This window comes from Noviherbaspirillum sp. (genome assembly GCF_035254685.1).
GTDB lineage: Bacteria > Pseudomonadota > Gammaproteobacteria > Burkholderiales > Burkholderiaceae_D > Noviherbaspirillum.
Genome location: NZ_DATFAI010000040.1, coordinates 1 through 15,528, shown reverse-complemented (window position 1 = coordinate 15,528; position 15,528 = coordinate 1). Strand labels below are relative to the sequence as shown.

The window sequence follows — 15,528 nt, the reverse complement described above, 5'->3', positions numbered from 1 at the left end:
TGATAAAAATAAAGGAAGCAGCCGGCGTATCGCAGACAATGCATGGGTGAGCGAGCTCTCGCCCCGCATGCGCCATCAGACCGTGCACCGGCATGTTTCGACTGAACCCTGCGGAGGCATCCAGCGCCGCATGCGACGCGAGGCCGGACTTGCGACAAGGCATGTTGCGTTTCGCATCCGGTTACAAATCCGCATGAACTTATCCCCGACACGCTTGCCATACCAACACTTATGATTGCATGGTCAGAGGTTACAAAGTTCGGAGACGTCACGATTACCACGTTTGCCGCCCTGGCAATCGCGGGTTGGCTCCTTGTAGAAAACGAAAGGCGCCTGGCCTTGTGCTGGGGCCTGCTGTTCGGCCTCGGGCTGTGCGTCGTGATCGTCACCAAGATGGCGTTCATCGGCTGGGGCATCGGCATCCGATCGCTGGATTTCGCCGGCTTCAGCGGACACGCGATGCGCGCCGCTGCCGTGCTGCCCGTGCTGCTCTACCTGGTCCTGCAGCGCACGCCATCCTTCGTGCGCAGCAGCGGCATCTTGCTGGGGCTTGCGCTCGCGATGGTGATCGGCGTGTCGCGCCTTGCCGTGCACGCGCATTCCGTCTCCGAAATCACGGCGGGATGGATGCTGGGAAGCTGCGTCAGCCTCGGCTTCATCCGGATCGCCGGCAAGTCGCTGCGTAAACCGGTCCTCAATCCCTGGCGCATCGTATTGAGCCTGATTACGCTTTTGCCGGCACCGTACGTGCATCCGGCGCCGACACAGCAATGGCTGACCAATATCACGCTCTATTTTTCAGGTCATGACCAGCCCTTCCCGCGCGAAGGCTGGCGCACAGACCGCGTGAGCGGAAGACCACCCGGTGCGCTATGAAGCCACAAAAAGAAAGCGCCGGGAAGGCGCTTTCTTTTTGCGTGCTGTGTTCAGGCCGCTAGCGCCTTTTCCAGCAACTGATGCAAGGCAGCGAAGTCTGGCTCGCCGACATAGCGCTTGATGATTTTGCCGTCCTTGTCGATCACATAAGTGGTCGGCGTCAGTTGCACATCGTCGAACGACTTTGCGATGTCGCCCTTTGTGTCGAGCGCGACCGTGAAAGGAAGCTGGCGTGTCTGCGCGTAATTCAGCACATAGTTGGGCGGATCGTAGCTCATCGCCACAGCGACGAAATCCAGCCCCTTGTCCTTGAACTTGTTATAGGTCCGGACCATCTCCGGCATTTCCTTGACGCAGGTAGTGCAGCTTGTTGCCCAAAAATTCACCATGACTACCCTGCCACGCAAGCTGCGCAGAGGAATCTTTTCGCCGGTCAGGCTTGAGAATGTGACGTTCGGCGCAGTGTTCGTCGCGGACAGGGAGAGATAGCCGATGGCGGCAAGTGCGACCACGACAACAACTGCCAGCAATGCGCTCCAGGTGCGCGCAGGCGGGGTCACGGATGTTTCCGGCTGCATGGTATTTGCCCGTTTTTCGTTGATGCCAATGCCCGCATTATAGTGCCGTCACCGGGCACATCAGGGACGCAGATAGACGAAGCCTTCCCTTGCCTGCAGGCGAGCCACTTCAGCAACACCGGAAGGCACCAGCTTCGCTTCCGGCAACAAGTCCGATTCCGGAATCTCATGCGCGGTCATGGTATTGCGGCAGGCACGGAATTCGACGCCTTGCTCCGCAAGGGCACGGACTGCCGCATCGAAGGGCTTGCCGTCGCGATCCTGTGCACCCTTCAACAGGAACTTGATGCCGTTGCCATTGGCAACCACCACAATCTGCACGCCCGGCTCGGCGCGCAAATGGTTGCGGATGTTCGCCAGTGCGCGTGCAGCCTGATCGAGGCCGTCGACGATGTGGTACACCACCTTGATGCGCTCTTCTGCCGATACCCCGCTGCTGACAAGCAGTCCTAACATCGTGGCGAGAAAAATCTTGAGCAATGTGCGTTTCATGTCTGCTCCCAATGAAAGCTGGTGTAAGTGGCCGCCACGGAAGGCGGAATGGGTGCGTCCAGCGCCGCGCAGATGGCGCGCAGCAGGTCCGCCACTGCAAGTGGCACTGGATCACGATCGCCGGCGGCGGCAAGCAATGCCTTGACCAGCGCCGGCTTGGCCAGTGGCGCGAGCTGTTGCGCGTGGTCGAGAGCGGTCTTCACCTGGGCATAGTCGAGCGCCTCGACCGGCTGCAGGTCGGCAGCCGACAGGCCCAGGTCCTTGCAGCGCGCCGCGCCGCTGGCGAATAGTTGACGAGCATCCGCGCCATCTTTCGCCGCCACGTAGGCAACAAGGGAAAGCAGGCTGATGCAATCTTCCCTCAAGGCATCAAGTCGATCATAACGTATCGGTGTTGCCCGCCCGGCACGCGAATCCAGTCGCCGCGCCAGCACGGTTTGCAGCACGAACTCGGGCAGTGTGAGCTTGTTGTCGGCCGCGATCAGCTTGTCGGCGATGGCGAGCAAACCTGCGCGTTCCGCATCGGGCAATTGCCTCAGCGCGGGCATGGCAAGATCCAGCAAAGGCAGGCGTGCGCTCTTGGGCAAACGACTGATGGCCCTGGCAAGCGACGGCACGAACGCTGCCTGTCTTGGCACCTCATTTTCCAGCAGGGCGATCTGCGTGTCGCGCTCCGCGCCGCTGCCAAGCAGGAGCGCATGGACGACCGCGCATGCCGATTGCGGATCACGCACCGCGCTGTCGATCTCTTGCGGCAGCGGGATGCGATCCGGCTCATCGTTGCCGAACGCGAGCCAATGCGAGGCCGGTGCCGCAGCGGCAAAGCCGCTGGCGACATAGGGAATGTCCGGCAGCGTTTCGCCTTGCGGCACCGGTTCGGGCGGCAGCTCCGGCGCATCGAGCAGATCCACACTACGCCCGTAAATGCGGTGCAGCCGCTCTTCGATCGGCGGATGGGTGGCGAAGAATCCGCCGATCAGGTTTGCCCTCGGCGCACCGAGGAAGAGATGCGACAGCTGCTCGGCATTCGGATGGCGAATGCGTGATCCGAGCTCCATGGTGCGCGAGAGCCCGCCGATCTTGCGCAATGCGCCACCGATGCCATCCGGATTGCGCGTGAACTGCACGGCGCTGGCATCCGCCAGGAATTCGCGCTGACGCGACACGGCGGCCTTGATCAGGCGTCCGAAAAAAATGCCGATGTAGCCGATCACGAACAAGGCGAGGCCGGAAGCGAACAATGCGCCGCGTGCCGATGATCCCTTTTCGTCGCGATCGCGGAAGCTCCATGTGCTGGAGCCGAAATTCATCAGGTGCTGGCCGAAGCCCGCGATCATCTGGATGCCGAACAGTAGCCCGATCAAGCGCACGTTGAGCCGCATGTCGCCGTTCAGGACATGACTGAATTCATGGCCGATCACACCCTGCAGCTCATCGCGCGTCAGTCGCACCAGCGCGCCCTGCGTCACCGCCACCACCGCTTCGTTCTGGTTGTAGCCGGCGGCAAAGGCGTTGATCGAATCCTCGCGATCGAGCAGATAGACCTTGGGGCAGGCGATACCGGATGCGAGCGCCATTTCTTCGACGACGTTGAGCAAGCGGCGCTCGCGCAAATCCGTCGAGGACGGCGGGATGAGACGGCCGCCGGCCATTTTCGCCACCGCGTCGCCGCCGTCACGCAGGTTGAAGGTTTCAATCAGTGTGCCGGCCGCGATCAGCGCCAGCGTAATCGTTGTGTTGGTGAAAAAGAAACCCCGCGGATAGGTGTGCATGCCCGGGACATACCCGTTGCGCGCCCAGATCCAGATGAGCGCCATGGCAACATTGACGGCAGCAACGATCGCGATAACCGCCAGCGTGAACAGGACGATGAGCGTCCTTGTCTGGCGGCGTGCGTGATCCTGCTGTTCGAAAAAGTTCATGGGCGGCGGGGCGGGTTTTTTCTTCCTTGCTGAGGGAGGCCAGGGCGGGCATGGAGTCATTGAACTGCCAATTTCAACCGATCGACCACTCTAGCCTCATCCCGGCCTTTTCCCTGCAAGGGAGAAGGTGAGAACGGATGCGCGAAGCGCATTCGCTCAGAAGGAAACCTTCACTGCCTTGCGCTCTTCCGGCGACTCGGTGGCTTCCAGCAATTCCGCCGGCTGGAAGGCGAACATGCCGGCAATGATCGAGCCGGGAAACTGTTCGCGCGAGGTGTTGTACTGCATCACGCTGTCATTGAATGCCTGGCGTGCAAAGGCAATGCGGTTTTCGGTGCTGGTCAGCTCTTCCGTAAGCTGCATCATGTTCTGGTTTGCCTTCAGGTCCGGATAGGCCTCGGAGAGAGCGAACATCCGTCCCAGCGTGGCCGACAGCGCATTCTCTGCAGCCGCCATGTTGTGCATCGCCGCCGCATCGGCCGGGTTGCTCGCCGCCTTCGCATTCGCCGTCACCGCCTGGTTGCGTGCAGAAATCACCGCTTCCAGCGTTTCGCGCTCATGCTTCATGTAAGCCTTGGCGGTTTCCACGAGGTTCGGGATGAGATCGTAGCGCCGCTTCAGCTGGACGTCGATTTGCGCGAAGGCATTCTTGAACTGGTTGCGCAGGCTCACCAGGCGGTTGTACGCGCCCACGCCCCAGAACAGAACCAGCAAGGCAAGCACCACCAGGATAATGATTCCGACCATGGTTTCCCCCAAAGAAAAAGCCGCAAATCGAAATGAGTTGCGGCTTACTATAGCATTTCAAGGGCCGGCGGCTGCCTGCCCGGCCATCATTTCCTGCTCTGGTCTTCCGATGCCTGTGTCATCTGCCGGAGATCGTCCTCGGTGATGTAATCGAATACTTTCACCACCTTGTACACGCCGCTCACACCGGCGGCGACATCCGCCGCGACCCGCCCTTCACGCGGCGTCACGCGGCCCATCAGGTAAACGACGCCGCGCTCGGTGACGACCTTGATGGAGTTCGCGTAGATATCCTTGGCATCGACGAAGGATGCCTTGACCTTGCCGGTAATCAGGGAGTCGTTGGAACGCGAGGTGAAGCTCGACGGACCGGCGATTTCCAGTTCGTTGACGACCGATTGCACGCCTTCGATCGAGCCGACTTCGCGCTCGACCGCAGCCTTCATTGCCTGGTCGCGCACCTCGCCGGTGATCAGTACCTTGCGGTTGAAGCTGGTGACGTTGACGTGCCCGGCGTCGCCAACCACGTTGTGCGCCCGCGCTTCGCCCTTGACCAGAATTTCCTTGTCTTCGGTCTGCGCGCCGAACGTGCGGCGATCCGTTGCAGCCAGTGTTCCGACCACGGCGGTGCCGACAGCCATCTCGATGCAGCCCTGCAGGCTGGTTACCACGGCACCGCACAACAGCGCGGTGGCCAGCGGACGTGTTACGCGTCCCCAATTAATCATTCGCATCCTCCCCGAACAAGGCGACGTCGATGCCGTCGCACAAACAATGAATGGTCAACAAGTGCACTTCCTGGATCCTTGCGGTGCGGTCGTGCGGCACGCAGATGTGCACGTCGGCATCGGTGATGCGCCTGCCGATCGTGCCGCCGCCCTTGCCGGTCAGCGCCACCACGCGCATGTCCCGTTCGAGCGCAGCATCGACGGCGGCGAGCACATTCGCCGAATTGCCCGAGGTCGACAAGGCGAGGAGCACGTCGCCAGGCTGACCAAAGGCTTGCACCTGCTTGCTGAAAATGTCCTGGAAGCTGTAGTCGTTGGCCACAGCGGTGAGGATCGAGGTGTCAGTCGTCAGTGCGATCGCCGGCAACGGCAGACGCTCGCGCTCGAAGCGGCCTACAAGCTCGGCGGCAAAATGTTGACAATCGGCAGCCGAGCCACCATTCCCGCAAGCAAGAATCTTATTGCCATTAGACAATGCCGTAAACATAAGTTCCACGGCTTGGGAAATTGGATGGGCAAGGAGGGAAGCGGCCTTTTGTTTCAGTTCGGCACTTTCCTGGAAGTGCGCCTGGATGCGTTGGTTCGTCATGATCCAGCGATTATAGTGCAGACCGGGAAGAAAAGGCCTCGGGCAGCAGGAGCATTGAAACCGGCGTGCAATAAATGATTGATAGTAGCGAAACCCGGCAGCGCTTGTGTGTCTCGCTCTTGTGCCTCGCTTTTGTTCCTATGTGCCGGCCTCGATGGCGTTCTGCAACCAGTTGATCCGTTCGCCTTCAATCGCAATCACGTCGAAGCGGCATGGAGGAGGTATCTTGTAACGTTGAAGAAAGACCTGTGCAGCGATCACCAACCTTGCCTGCTTGCGCGCCGTCACACTTGCCGCCGCGCCGCCGAAGCGGGCAGTCCCGCGCTTCCTGACTTCGACGAACACCAGGGTGTCGCGGTGGCGCATGACGAGGTCGATCTCGCCGCCCTTGCAGCGGAAATTGCGCGCGATGGGCGTCATGCCCTGCTGTTCCAGGAAGTGCAGGGCGCGATCCTCGGCTGCATCGCCGGCCACCTGCTTCGCGGTGCGGCTGCGCCTGAATGCATCCAGAACACCCATCAGCGCGGCTCCTCGTCGGGCATGACGATGCCTTCACGATAAACGGCCTGCTGCTCGGTGCGCGCGAATCGGGCGGCGTTCTTTTCGTAGCGCAATGGCAAGAGTAGTGCCATGACGAGCGGTCTCCGCAGGAAGGGCATATCCATGTCGAGGCGAATCGTGTCGGACGGCGTGCATTCCGCCAGGAGGATGGACACGTTCGCGTCTTCGGGCAGCGCGGACGGCTCCGCGTCGTCCAATGTTGTCATCGCCCCGGCGGGAAGGCACAATCCCATGAGCAAACTACCAAGCAACGCCGCTTTCGTAAGCCGACCGAACATCACCTCTCTCCATGACACCGTCCACTACAACCACTTCATCCCTGCTGCCACTGATGCAGGAGGTGTCGCAACAAGTTTATCCTTTGTCTACATTATATGTGGTGGCGACGCCCATCGGAAACACGGGCGACATCACGTTGCGCGCAATCAAGGTACTGGAGATGGTCGATGCCATCGCCTGCGAGGACACCCGCAACACCTCGCACCTGCTTGCGCGCTACGGCTTGTCAAAGGAACTGCTTGCCGCGCATGAGCACAATGAGCGCGAAGTGGCAGACAAGCTGATCGCGCGCCTGCAGGCGGGCCAACGCATTGCGCTGGTGTCGGATGCGGGCACGCCGGCGGTTTCCGATCCGGGCGCGCGCATCGTCGACGCCGTGCGCCATGCCGGACTGCGCGTGGTGCCTGTTCCAGGCGCATCGGCGGCCGTCAGTGCGCTCTCGGCAAGCGGGTTGATCAACGATCAGTTTCATTTCGTCGGTTTTCTTCCGGCCAAAGCGAAACAGCGTGAAAATGTGCTCGCCGGCTTGCGGGGCATCAGCGCCACGCTGGTCTTCTACGAAGCACCGCACCGCATCAACGAGACGGTGGAAGCGCTTGCCGCAGCATTCGAGCCGACGCGGCAGATGGTGTTCGCGCGCGAACTGACCAAACTGTTCGAGGAAATGCATCGCTGCCGCCTGCCGGAAGCGCGCGCCTGGCTGGCGGCAGACGCCAACCGGCAAAAGGGTGAATACGTGATCCTGGTGGAAGGCGCGCCGGCAGAGACGGACCAGGGTGAAGCGGAAGCGGATCGCGTGCTGGCGATCCTGCTGGCGGAGTGCCCGGTCAAACAGGCCGCATCGCTCGCGGCTCAAATTACCGGGCAGAAAAAGAATGCACTGTACGAGCGTGCATTGCGCATGAAGCAAGGCTGATTCAGCGCTGCACGATCAACGGTTTCGCCGCGCCTCCTTGCTGCAACTGTGCCGCGGCGGCAGCAGCCTCGTCCCTGCTCGCGAAAGGACCGCTGTACAGGCGATAGAACAGGCCGAATTCCACCATCTCGACGGCAGGCAGCGACACCGGCAGACTTTGCGCCAGGCGCTGGCGTGCCGCCTCCGCATTTTCCATTTGCGTGAACGCGCCAAGCTGCAAATAGTAGCCGGCCGCCGGGGAAACGGAAGGCGTTGCGGGCGAATAGGATACGAGCATCGGCCTGGCGGGCATCGCACCCATCGCCTGGTCGGGCGCTGCCGCCGCGATGGCCCGCGCTTCGGGTTCCGGTGCGGACGGAACCGGCGAGGCGTCCGACAGGTATTCCGGCATCATCGCGGGGGCCGGCTGCGACGGCGCCTGCTTCCTCGCGCTCGCCATGCCTTGTATCTCGTCCGGCAGGATGCGTTGAACCTCCAGCTGGCTGCTGCCCGAGGCGAGGTAACCGAGTTTCAGGGCAGCCGTGTAGGACAAGTCGATGATGCGATCGGAATGGAAAGGTCCACGGTCATTGACGCGGACGATGACCTGCTTGCCGTTGACCAGATTGGTTACCCGCGCATAGGAAGGGATCGGCAGCGTGGGATGGGCGGCGGTCATTCCGTACATGTTGTACGGCTCGCCGGTCGAGGTTTTCTGCCCGTGGAATTTCCGGCCATACCAGCTACCGATACCGCGCTGCCTGAACGGCCGGTCGTCGGTGAATGGCGTATAGGTCACGCCGAACACGACATACGGCTTGTTGGCGCGGGTGGAATAAGGTTCGATTTTCGGTTCCGCATCGGGCGTATCCAGCAAGCCTTCGGGCGGTGCGTCGCCGGGACCATCGTCCTGGTAATAGCCGCCGCGTCCGGAGCCGGCCCGAGGCAGCTTGGGAAGGCGGGACGCCGATTTGGATGAGGCGCCGCGCGCCGATGAATCGGAGGAAGTCGGCACGCTGCCGCAGCCGGCGAGGATCAGCGCAGGCAGCGCCATGGATAACAACAGCGCCGACCATCGGAAACGGCTCTGAATGCGCAATGACATCGCTTTCTCCCTTGTTCCTGACCAGCGAGGCAGGTCGCCGCGGCATTGCGCATGCGTCCCCTCACAGATCAACACAAGCGGCAGCCATCGGGCGCGACGGCCGCCGCTTGTGGTCATTATTTTAATTTACGGACGGAAACGCGCAATCACGCGTTCCAAATGGAAACAGTTTGCACCGACAAGGGTATTGCCGCAAGGCCGGTCTTGTCGTTCTTGAACTGATATCGACTGCGTGCCCGGGAAAAAGTTTCCCGGGTTCTACTCAGCTTTGCACCAGCTTGCGATGCCGCTGGATGCTCATCAAAATGCCGATCGCGACGCCCAGTGTGGTGAACGCCGTGCCGCCATAGCTCATGAAGGGCAAGGGCACGCCGACCACCGGAAGGATTCCGCTCACCATGCCCATGTTGACGAAGGCATAGGTGAAGAAAATCATGGTGATCGCACCGGCCAGCAGGCGGGTGAATACCGTCGGCGCGTTAGCCGCGATGAGCAGGCCGCGCCCGATCAGGAGCAGGTACAGCACCACCAGGATCAGGTTGCCGATCAAGCCGAACTCCTCGGAGAACACCGCGAAGATAAAGTCCGTGGTGCGTTCAGGAATGAATTCGAGATGTGCCTGCGTCCCTTTCAGCCAGCCCTTTCCAGTGACGCCGCCGGAGCCGATCGCGATGGTCGACTGGATGATATGGAAACCTTTGCCCAGCGGGTCAGTGGTCGGATCGATCAGCGTCATGATGCGTTCGCGCTGGTAATCATGCAGCAGCGACCACACGACGGGCAGGCTGGCAGCGGCCGCAAGGAAAAGGCCGATGAGCACTTTCCATGACAGGCCTGCAAGGAAGATGACGTAAAAGCCGGCTGCGACCACGAGGATGGCGGTGCCCAGGTCAGGCTGCTTGGCGATCAGGCCGACCGGTATCACGAGCAGGATTCCCGCGATCACGAATTCATGCCAGCGCAGCATGCCTTCGCGCTTCTGGAAGAACCACGCCAGCATCAGCGGCACTGCGATCTTCAGGATTTCCGAGGGCTGGATGACGACACCGATATTGACCCAGCGACGCGCGCCCTTCTTAACGATGCCGAAGGTGGCGACCGCGATCAGCAAGGCCACGCCAATCGAATAGGCCGGCACGGCAAAGCGCATCAGCGTCTGCGGCGGCAGAATGGCCGCGATCCACATGATGACGAAGGAAATCAGGATATTGCGCATGTGGTCTTCGAAGCGCCCGGCAAAGTCATAACCCGCCGAATACATCGTCACACTGCTCACGCACAGGATCAGGAAGACGATCAGGGCCAGCGGTCCGTCGAAGACCGTCAGATATTGCTTGATCATCGGCCAGACCGGCCGGTGTTCAGTCAAGTCGTTGTTTGCCATCAGTCCTGGTTTCCTCTGGTTTCCGCGCCTGCTTTCGGGCCGCCAATCGACTCTTCCTCCGCCTTCAGTTCGGCAACCGGGCGGGCGTTGGCATCGTCGGCTTTTTCGGCCGGCACAGCGGGCTTGTCCTTGTCATCGGGGCGCTTGCCCAACAGGTAGTAATCGAGCGCCTTGCGCACGATCGGGGCTGCGATGGTCGCGCCAAAGCCGCCGTTTTCGACGATGATCGCGATCGCAATTTTCGGATTGTCAGCTGGCGCGAAGGCCGTGTACAGCGAGTGGTCGCGATGCCGCTCCTCGACCTTTTTCGCATCGTATTTTTCATTCTTCTTGATGCCCACCACCTGCGCGGTACCGGTCTTGCCGCCCGAGACATAGCCTGCGCCAGCGAACGCCCGCGACGACGTGCCTTCGCGCGTCACGCCAACCATCGCATTCTTGATGAAGTCCACGTTCTGCTGCTTGAGGCTGATGCGGTAGCTTTCCTTGGGCACCGTCAGCGTGCGCTCCTTGGTGGCGCCGTTCTCGATGATCTTCACCAGGTGCGGCTTCATCACCACGCCGTTGTTGGCGAGCGTGGCAATGGCATGCGCCATCTGCAATGGCGTGAACGAGTTGTAGCCTTGGCCGATGCCAAGCGAAATCGTCTCGCCGGCGTACCACTTTTTCTGCTCCGGCCGCTTATAGGCATTACGCTTCCATGCGGTGGACGGCAGCACACCCTGGCGTTCGTGCTCCAGGTCGATGCCGGTGAGCTGGCCGAAGCCGAACTGTTTCATGAAGTCGTGGATGCCGTCGACGCCGATGTCGTTTGCCAGCATGTAGTAGTACGTGTCGCAGGACTGCACGATCGACTTGTACATGTCGACGCTGCCGTGACCGCCTTCCTTGTCGTCGCGAAACTTGTGATTGCCGAACCAGAAGAAGCCGGGATCATGCACGATCTGGTTCGGCGTGCGCTTGCCCAGTTCGAGCGCTGCCAGCGCCATGAACGGCTTGTAGGTCGAACCGGGCGGATAGCTGCCGATCAGCGGACGGTTCAAAAGAGGCCGGTCGATCGAGGTGTTCAGCTCTTCCCAGCTCTTCGGGTCGATGCCTTCCACAAACAGGTTGGGATCGAAGGTCGGCTTGGACACGTAGGCCAGCACGTCGCCGGTCGATGGCTCGATCGCCACCAGCGCGCCACGATGCTCGCCGAACGCTTCTTCGATGACCTTCTGCAATTCGATGTCGATCGACAGGATCAGGTTGTTGCCCGGGGTGGCGGGTGTGCGCGACAACGTGCGCACGGCGCGTCCGCCCGCCGAGACCTCGACCTCCTCATAGCCGGTGGTGCCGTGCAGGGTTTCTTCGTACTTCTTTTCCAGGCCTTCCTTGCCGATGTAATCGGTACCGGCGTAGTTGGCCGAATCTTCCATGTCATCGATGCGCTCGGCGTCGCGCTGGCTAATACGACCGATGTAGCCGATCACGTGCGATGCAGTTTCTCCCAGCGGATACTGGCGGAACAGGCGCGCCTGGATTTCAACGCCAGGGAAGCGATAGCGCTGCGCGGTGAAACGCGCTACCTCTTCGTCGGTGAGGCGGGTACGGATCGGCACGCTCTCGAAATTCTTGGCTTCCTCCTGCAAACGGCGGAAGCGGCGGCGGTCCTTGGGCTGGATGTCGACCAGCGTGGCAAGTCCGTCGATGACCTGTTCCAGCGGCTCACGGATCTTGGACGGCGTGATTTCCAGCGTGTAGGCGGAGAAATTGCGTGCCAGCACCACGCCGTTGCGATCCAGAATGAGACCGCGGTTGGGCACTACGGGGACGACGGAAATCCGGTTGTCCTCGGCCTGGCTGGCGTAATCCTTGTACTTGACGGTCTGCAACCACAGGAAGCGCGTCGCCAGCAATCCGAAACAGATGAGCACGAACACGCCAGCAACCGACAGGCGCAGCCGGAACAGGTGTATCTCGCGTTCGGTATTCTTAAACTCGGTCATGTTCAGCCATTACGTTCCGCTCGCCCGCATGGAGGAAAGCGGAAAGGGATAGACGCCTGCCACAGCGCTGTTCTCGGCAATCTTCAAGATCGTGGATAGTCCATTTCAGATCGGGCGCGTTTCGTCACGATCGATGGCGCGGCGCTGCGGCGCCAGCAAGAGGATCGTCACCATCGGCCAGAGCGCGGCAGCTGTCACGCTTTCCAGGAAGTACAGCCAGCCGGGAAACTTGCCGCTCACCAGCAGCCGGACCACGAGTTGCACACCCTGCATCAGGAGCAGCAATGGCAACACGTGCGCGGCCTGCGTCAGCAGCCTGAACCACAGCACCCGGCGGTGAATCATGATGGCGAAATAGGATAGCAGCGTATACGACAGCGCATGCTCGCCGAGCAGGCTGGCATTGTGCACATCCATCAGCAGGCCCATCATGAAGGCAATGCCAATGCCTACCTTGCGCGGCTGGTGAATGCTCCAGAACACCAGCACGAGCGCGACGAAATCCGGTACGCCGTACCAATGGTCCCACGGCAGCAGGTTCAGCAGGAACGCGCAGATGATGCTGGCGGCAATGAACAGTGAGTTGGCCGGCAGCAGAATGTACTGAGGACGGTCGTTCATGGCGTCGTTGTCCTTTGCTCAACGGTCGTCTTCCGCGGCGCAGCGGCAGGCTGCGCCGGGGCCTGCGTCTTCGTGACGGTCGGCGCGGCTGCGGGAGGCGTCACCGGCTTCCGGGCCGGCAACGGTTGTGCGGCCACTGGTTTCGCAGTCGCGGCCGGAGCAACCACTGCGGCAGGTTTTTGCACTGCCTGCACAGGCGCCTTCTGCCCTGCCGCAGCAGCAACAGGTTTCAGCGTTGCCGCACCGCCAGGCTGGGGCACTGCGGCCGGGGCTGCCGCAGCCTGGGCCGGAGCCTTCTGTTCGGCGGCGGGCGCCGCATCCGTCTTCTGTTCCTTCGCCGGCTCCTTGAGCGGATCCTTCGGTGCTTCTTTCGCGCCCTCGGGAGGACGCTTCTTGCCGAGCTTGTCCTTCTTGTCACGCGGCTCCTCGGCCGGCGGACGCTGCGGGAAATTGGCTTCGGTCAGCAGGATCAGCAGCTGCCGGTTGCGGTCGATGCCCGCCATCGGCTGGCAGACGATGCGGGCGAATGCATCGTTCGACTTGCTCTCCACCTGCACGACCTTAGCCACGGCCAGGCCTGCCGGGTAAACACCGTCGATCCCCGAGGTGACCAGCGTATCGCCGTTCTTGATGTCGGCATTGGCCGGCATGAAACGCAGGTCGAGCGAGCCGGAATGGCCCATGCCGTAGGCGATGCTGCGCAATCCGCTGCGCACGTCCTGCACTGGAATGGCCTGGTCCTTGTCGGTCAGGAGCGTCACTTCCGAAGTGAACGGGAATACGCGCGTGACCTGCCCCACCACACCAACGTCATCGATTACCGGCTGCCCCGGCGTGACGCCGTGCTGGCTGCCGCGGTCGAGCACGATCTTGCGCGTGAACGGATCGCGCGCGTCGTACAGGATCTCGCTCAGGATCGATTTGACCGGCACGCGCTCGTTGGCCACCAGCAGCTTGCGCAGCTGCACATTCTCGGCGGCCAGCTGCTGCACCTGCTGCAGGGTGTACGCATTGGCGACCTGCTGCTCCTTCATGCGGTTGTTTTCCTTCTGCAGCGCAGACATGGAGGAGAAGTAATCGGTCACCTTGTACGCCGCGTCGCGCGGCATCAGCGCCACCACCTCAAGGGGATAAAGCACGGTGCCCACCACCTGGCGAATGATCGACAGCGAGCGCATGCGCGAATCTGCCACCAGCAGGATCAGGGCGATCAGAGAGAAAAACACCACTTTGGCGCGTGCGGATGCGCCTTGCTTGAAGAGTGGCGGTGGACTGTATTCCATCAGGATCTAACGTGAGTACGAGGAATGTGACGTGTCTCGGTCCGCCCGCGAGCCCTGCATCGTCGGCAAGGCCCGCATTTGAAGCGTTGCGAAGATTTACTCGTAGGAGAAGATCGAACCGAGCTTGTCCATGCGCTCGAGCGCCATGCCGGAGCCGCGCACCACGCAGGTCAGCGGATCCTCGGCCACGATCACGGGCAAGCCGGTCTCTTCCATCAGCAAGCGGTCGAGGTCGCGCAGCAGCGCGCCGCCGCCGGTCAGCATCATGCCCTTCTCGGCGATGTCGGCACCGAGTTCCGGCGGCGTCTGCTCCAGCGCGTTCTTGACAGCGGAGACGATGTTGTTGAGCGGGTCGGTCAGCGCTTCCAGGATCTCGTTCGACGAGATCGTGAACGAGCGCGGGATGCCTTCGGACAGGTTGCGGCCCTTGACTTCCATTTCCTTCACTTCCGAGCCCGGGAAGGCGGAGCCGATTTCCTTCTTGATTGCCTCGGCGGTCTGCTCGCCGATCAGCATGCCGTAGTTGCGGCGGATGTAGCTGATGATGGCTTCGTCGAACTTGTCGCCGCCCACCCGCACACTGCCCTTGTAGACCATGCCGCCGAGCGAGATCACGCCCACCTCGGTGGTGCCGCCGCCGATGTCGACCACCATTGAGCCGCTGGCCTCGCTGACCGGCAGGCCGGCGCCGATCGCCGCGGCCATCGGCTCTTCGATCAGGTACACCTCGCTGGCTCCGGCGCCGAGCGCCGATTCGCGGATCGCGCGGCGCTCGACCTGGGTCGAGCCGCAGGGCACGCAGATGATGATGCGCGGGCTCGGCTTCAACACCGAGCGCGGATGGACCATCTTGATGAACTGCTTGAGCATCTGCTCGGTGACGGTGAAGTCGGCGATCACGCCGTCCTTCATCGGGCGGATGGCTTCGATGTTGCCGGGCACCTTGCCCAGCATCGCCTTGGCCTCGGCGCCGACCGCCTGGATGGTTTTCTTGCCGGTGGGGCCGCCCTCGTGGCGGATGGCGACGACGGAGGGCTCATCGAGCACGATGCCTTTGCCACGCACATAGATCAGCGTGTTGGCGGTGCCGAGGTCGATGGCGAGGTCCGTCGAGAAGTAGCGACGAAAAGATCCGAACATGGTGTGTTGTGCGTTCAGCAGGCTGTGGGCGACGCGGCGCGCGATGCTGCTGCGCGTGGAAAATTAACCGAAGATAATACCCGATCCCCTCCCGCTCCCCACCTGTGGGAAGCACGACTCTGAGTGCATTTGTCCATGGCTTTGACCCCTTTCGATGTCAGCCGGATCGCCCACCTTGCGCGGCTCGAACTGCAGCCGAGCGAACAGGCCGCGATGCTCGCGCAGCTCAACGGTTTCTTCTCCATCGTCGGGCAGATGAGCGCGGTCGATACGCGCGGCGTCGAGCCGCTGTATACCCCACTGTCCGCAGTGAGCGAGGTGGCCCTGCGCCTGCGTGACG

Annotated in this window: 17 protein-coding genes; 3 read left to right on the top strand and 14 right to left on the bottom strand. The window is 61.8% G+C overall.

Going from position 1 to position 15,528, the window contains the following annotated elements; all coding sequences use genetic code 11:
- The first annotated feature begins 231 nt into the window (after positions 1-231).
- Positions 232-876 (top strand): phosphatase PAP2 family protein, encoded by a 645-nt coding sequence (locus tag VJ698_RS17055; RefSeq protein WP_324103990.1) that lies wholly within the window; start codon positions 232-234, stop codon positions 874-876.
- A 50-nt stretch (positions 877-926) separates the two neighbouring features.
- On the opposite strand, the gene VJ698_RS17050 is transcribed toward VJ698_RS17055, so the two are convergent.
- The 8 genes from VJ698_RS17050 to VJ698_RS17015 form a co-directional block, all read right to left on the bottom strand.
- A complete protein-coding gene (locus tag VJ698_RS17050) occupies positions 927-1,454 on the bottom strand; it encodes a TlpA disulfide reductase family protein (protein WP_324103989.1) in 528 nt (175 codons plus the stop codon).
- A 60-nt stretch (positions 1,455-1,514) separates the two neighbouring features.
- Positions 1,515-1,946, bottom strand: coding sequence for a DsrE family protein (locus VJ698_RS17045; RefSeq protein ID WP_324103988.1), 432 nt, complete (start codon positions 1,944-1,946; stop codon positions 1,515-1,517).
- Complete coding sequence (locus VJ698_RS17040; protein WP_324103987.1) at positions 1,943-3,868, bottom strand: M48 family metallopeptidase; 1,926 nt, start codon at positions 3,866-3,868, stop codon at positions 1,943-1,945. Before VJ698_RS17040 ends, VJ698_RS17045 begins: the two co-directional genes overlap by 4 nt.
- Positions 3,869-4,024: 156 nt before the next feature.
- A complete protein-coding gene (locus tag VJ698_RS17035) occupies positions 4,025-4,615 on the bottom strand; it encodes a LemA family protein (RefSeq protein ID WP_324103986.1) in 591 nt (196 codons plus the stop codon).
- An 86-nt stretch (positions 4,616-4,701) separates the two neighbouring features.
- The gene (locus VJ698_RS17030) at positions 4,702-5,343 is read right to left on the bottom strand and encodes a BON domain-containing protein (protein WP_324103985.1); all 642 of its coding nucleotides are present in this window, start codon (positions 5,341-5,343) and stop codon (positions 4,702-4,704) included.
- Complete coding sequence (locus VJ698_RS17025) at positions 5,336-5,932, bottom strand: phosphoheptose isomerase (protein WP_324103984.1); 597 nt, start codon at positions 5,930-5,932, stop codon at positions 5,336-5,338. The genes VJ698_RS17030 and VJ698_RS17025 overlap by 8 nt, the downstream gene beginning before the upstream one ends.
- 138 nt (positions 5,933-6,070) lie before the next feature.
- Positions 6,071-6,451 carry a YraN family protein gene (locus VJ698_RS17020; RefSeq protein ID WP_324103983.1) on the bottom strand — a complete coding sequence of 127 codons (381 nt, stop codon included), beginning with the start codon at positions 6,449-6,451 and terminating at the stop codon, positions 6,071-6,073.
- Positions 6,451-6,699, bottom strand: coding sequence for a hypothetical protein (locus VJ698_RS17015; RefSeq protein ID WP_324103982.1), 249 nt, complete (start codon positions 6,697-6,699; stop codon positions 6,451-6,453). Before VJ698_RS17015 ends, VJ698_RS17020 begins: the two co-directional genes overlap by 1 nt.
- Before the next feature lie 83 nt (positions 6,700-6,782).
- Here VJ698_RS17015 and rsmI point away from each other — a divergent pair, with 83 nt between their 5' ends.
- Complete coding sequence (rsmI, locus tag VJ698_RS17010; protein ID WP_324103981.1) at positions 6,783-7,688, top strand: 16S rRNA (cytidine(1402)-2'-O)-methyltransferase; 906 nt, start codon at positions 6,783-6,785, stop codon at positions 7,686-7,688.
- A gap of 1 nt (position 7,689) precedes the next feature.
- Here rsmI and VJ698_RS17005 read toward each other — a convergent pair whose 3' ends face one another.
- The 6 genes from VJ698_RS17005 to VJ698_RS16980 form a co-directional block, all read right to left on the bottom strand.
- A complete protein-coding gene (locus VJ698_RS17005; RefSeq protein WP_324103980.1) occupies positions 7,690-8,772 on the bottom strand; it encodes a septal ring lytic transglycosylase RlpA family protein in 1,083 nt (360 codons plus the stop codon).
- Between the two features lie 262 nt (positions 8,773-9,034).
- A complete protein-coding gene (rodA, locus tag VJ698_RS17000) occupies positions 9,035-10,156 on the bottom strand; it encodes a rod shape-determining protein RodA (protein ID WP_324103979.1) in 1,122 nt (373 codons plus the stop codon).
- A complete protein-coding gene (gene mrdA / locus VJ698_RS16995; protein WP_324103978.1) occupies positions 10,156-12,144 on the bottom strand; it encodes a penicillin-binding protein 2 in 1,989 nt (662 codons plus the stop codon). The genes rodA and mrdA overlap by 1 nt, the downstream gene beginning before the upstream one ends.
- A 105-nt stretch (positions 12,145-12,249) precedes the next feature.
- Positions 12,250-12,765: a rod shape-determining protein MreD gene (mreD, locus tag VJ698_RS16990; RefSeq protein ID WP_324103977.1), complete on the bottom strand. Its 516-nt coding sequence runs from the start codon at positions 12,763-12,765 to the stop codon at positions 12,250-12,252.
- The gene (gene mreC, locus VJ698_RS16985) at positions 12,762-14,048 is read right to left on the bottom strand and encodes a rod shape-determining protein MreC (protein WP_324103976.1); all 1,287 of its coding nucleotides are present in this window, start codon (positions 14,046-14,048) and stop codon (positions 12,762-12,764) included. Before mreC ends, mreD begins: the two co-directional genes overlap by 4 nt.
- A gap of 96 nt (positions 14,049-14,144) precedes the next feature.
- Positions 14,145-15,188, bottom strand: coding sequence for a rod shape-determining protein (locus tag VJ698_RS16980; RefSeq protein ID WP_324103975.1), 1,044 nt, complete (start codon positions 15,186-15,188; stop codon positions 14,145-14,147).
- Positions 15,189-15,323: 135 nt separating this feature from the next.
- Between VJ698_RS16980 and gatC the strand changes: the two genes are divergently transcribed.
- Positions 15,324-15,528, top strand: a 205-nt coding sequence (gene gatC, locus VJ698_RS16975) for an Asp-tRNA(Asn)/Glu-tRNA(Gln) amidotransferase subunit GatC (protein ID WP_324103974.1), incomplete at its 3' end; no start/stop codon positions are given.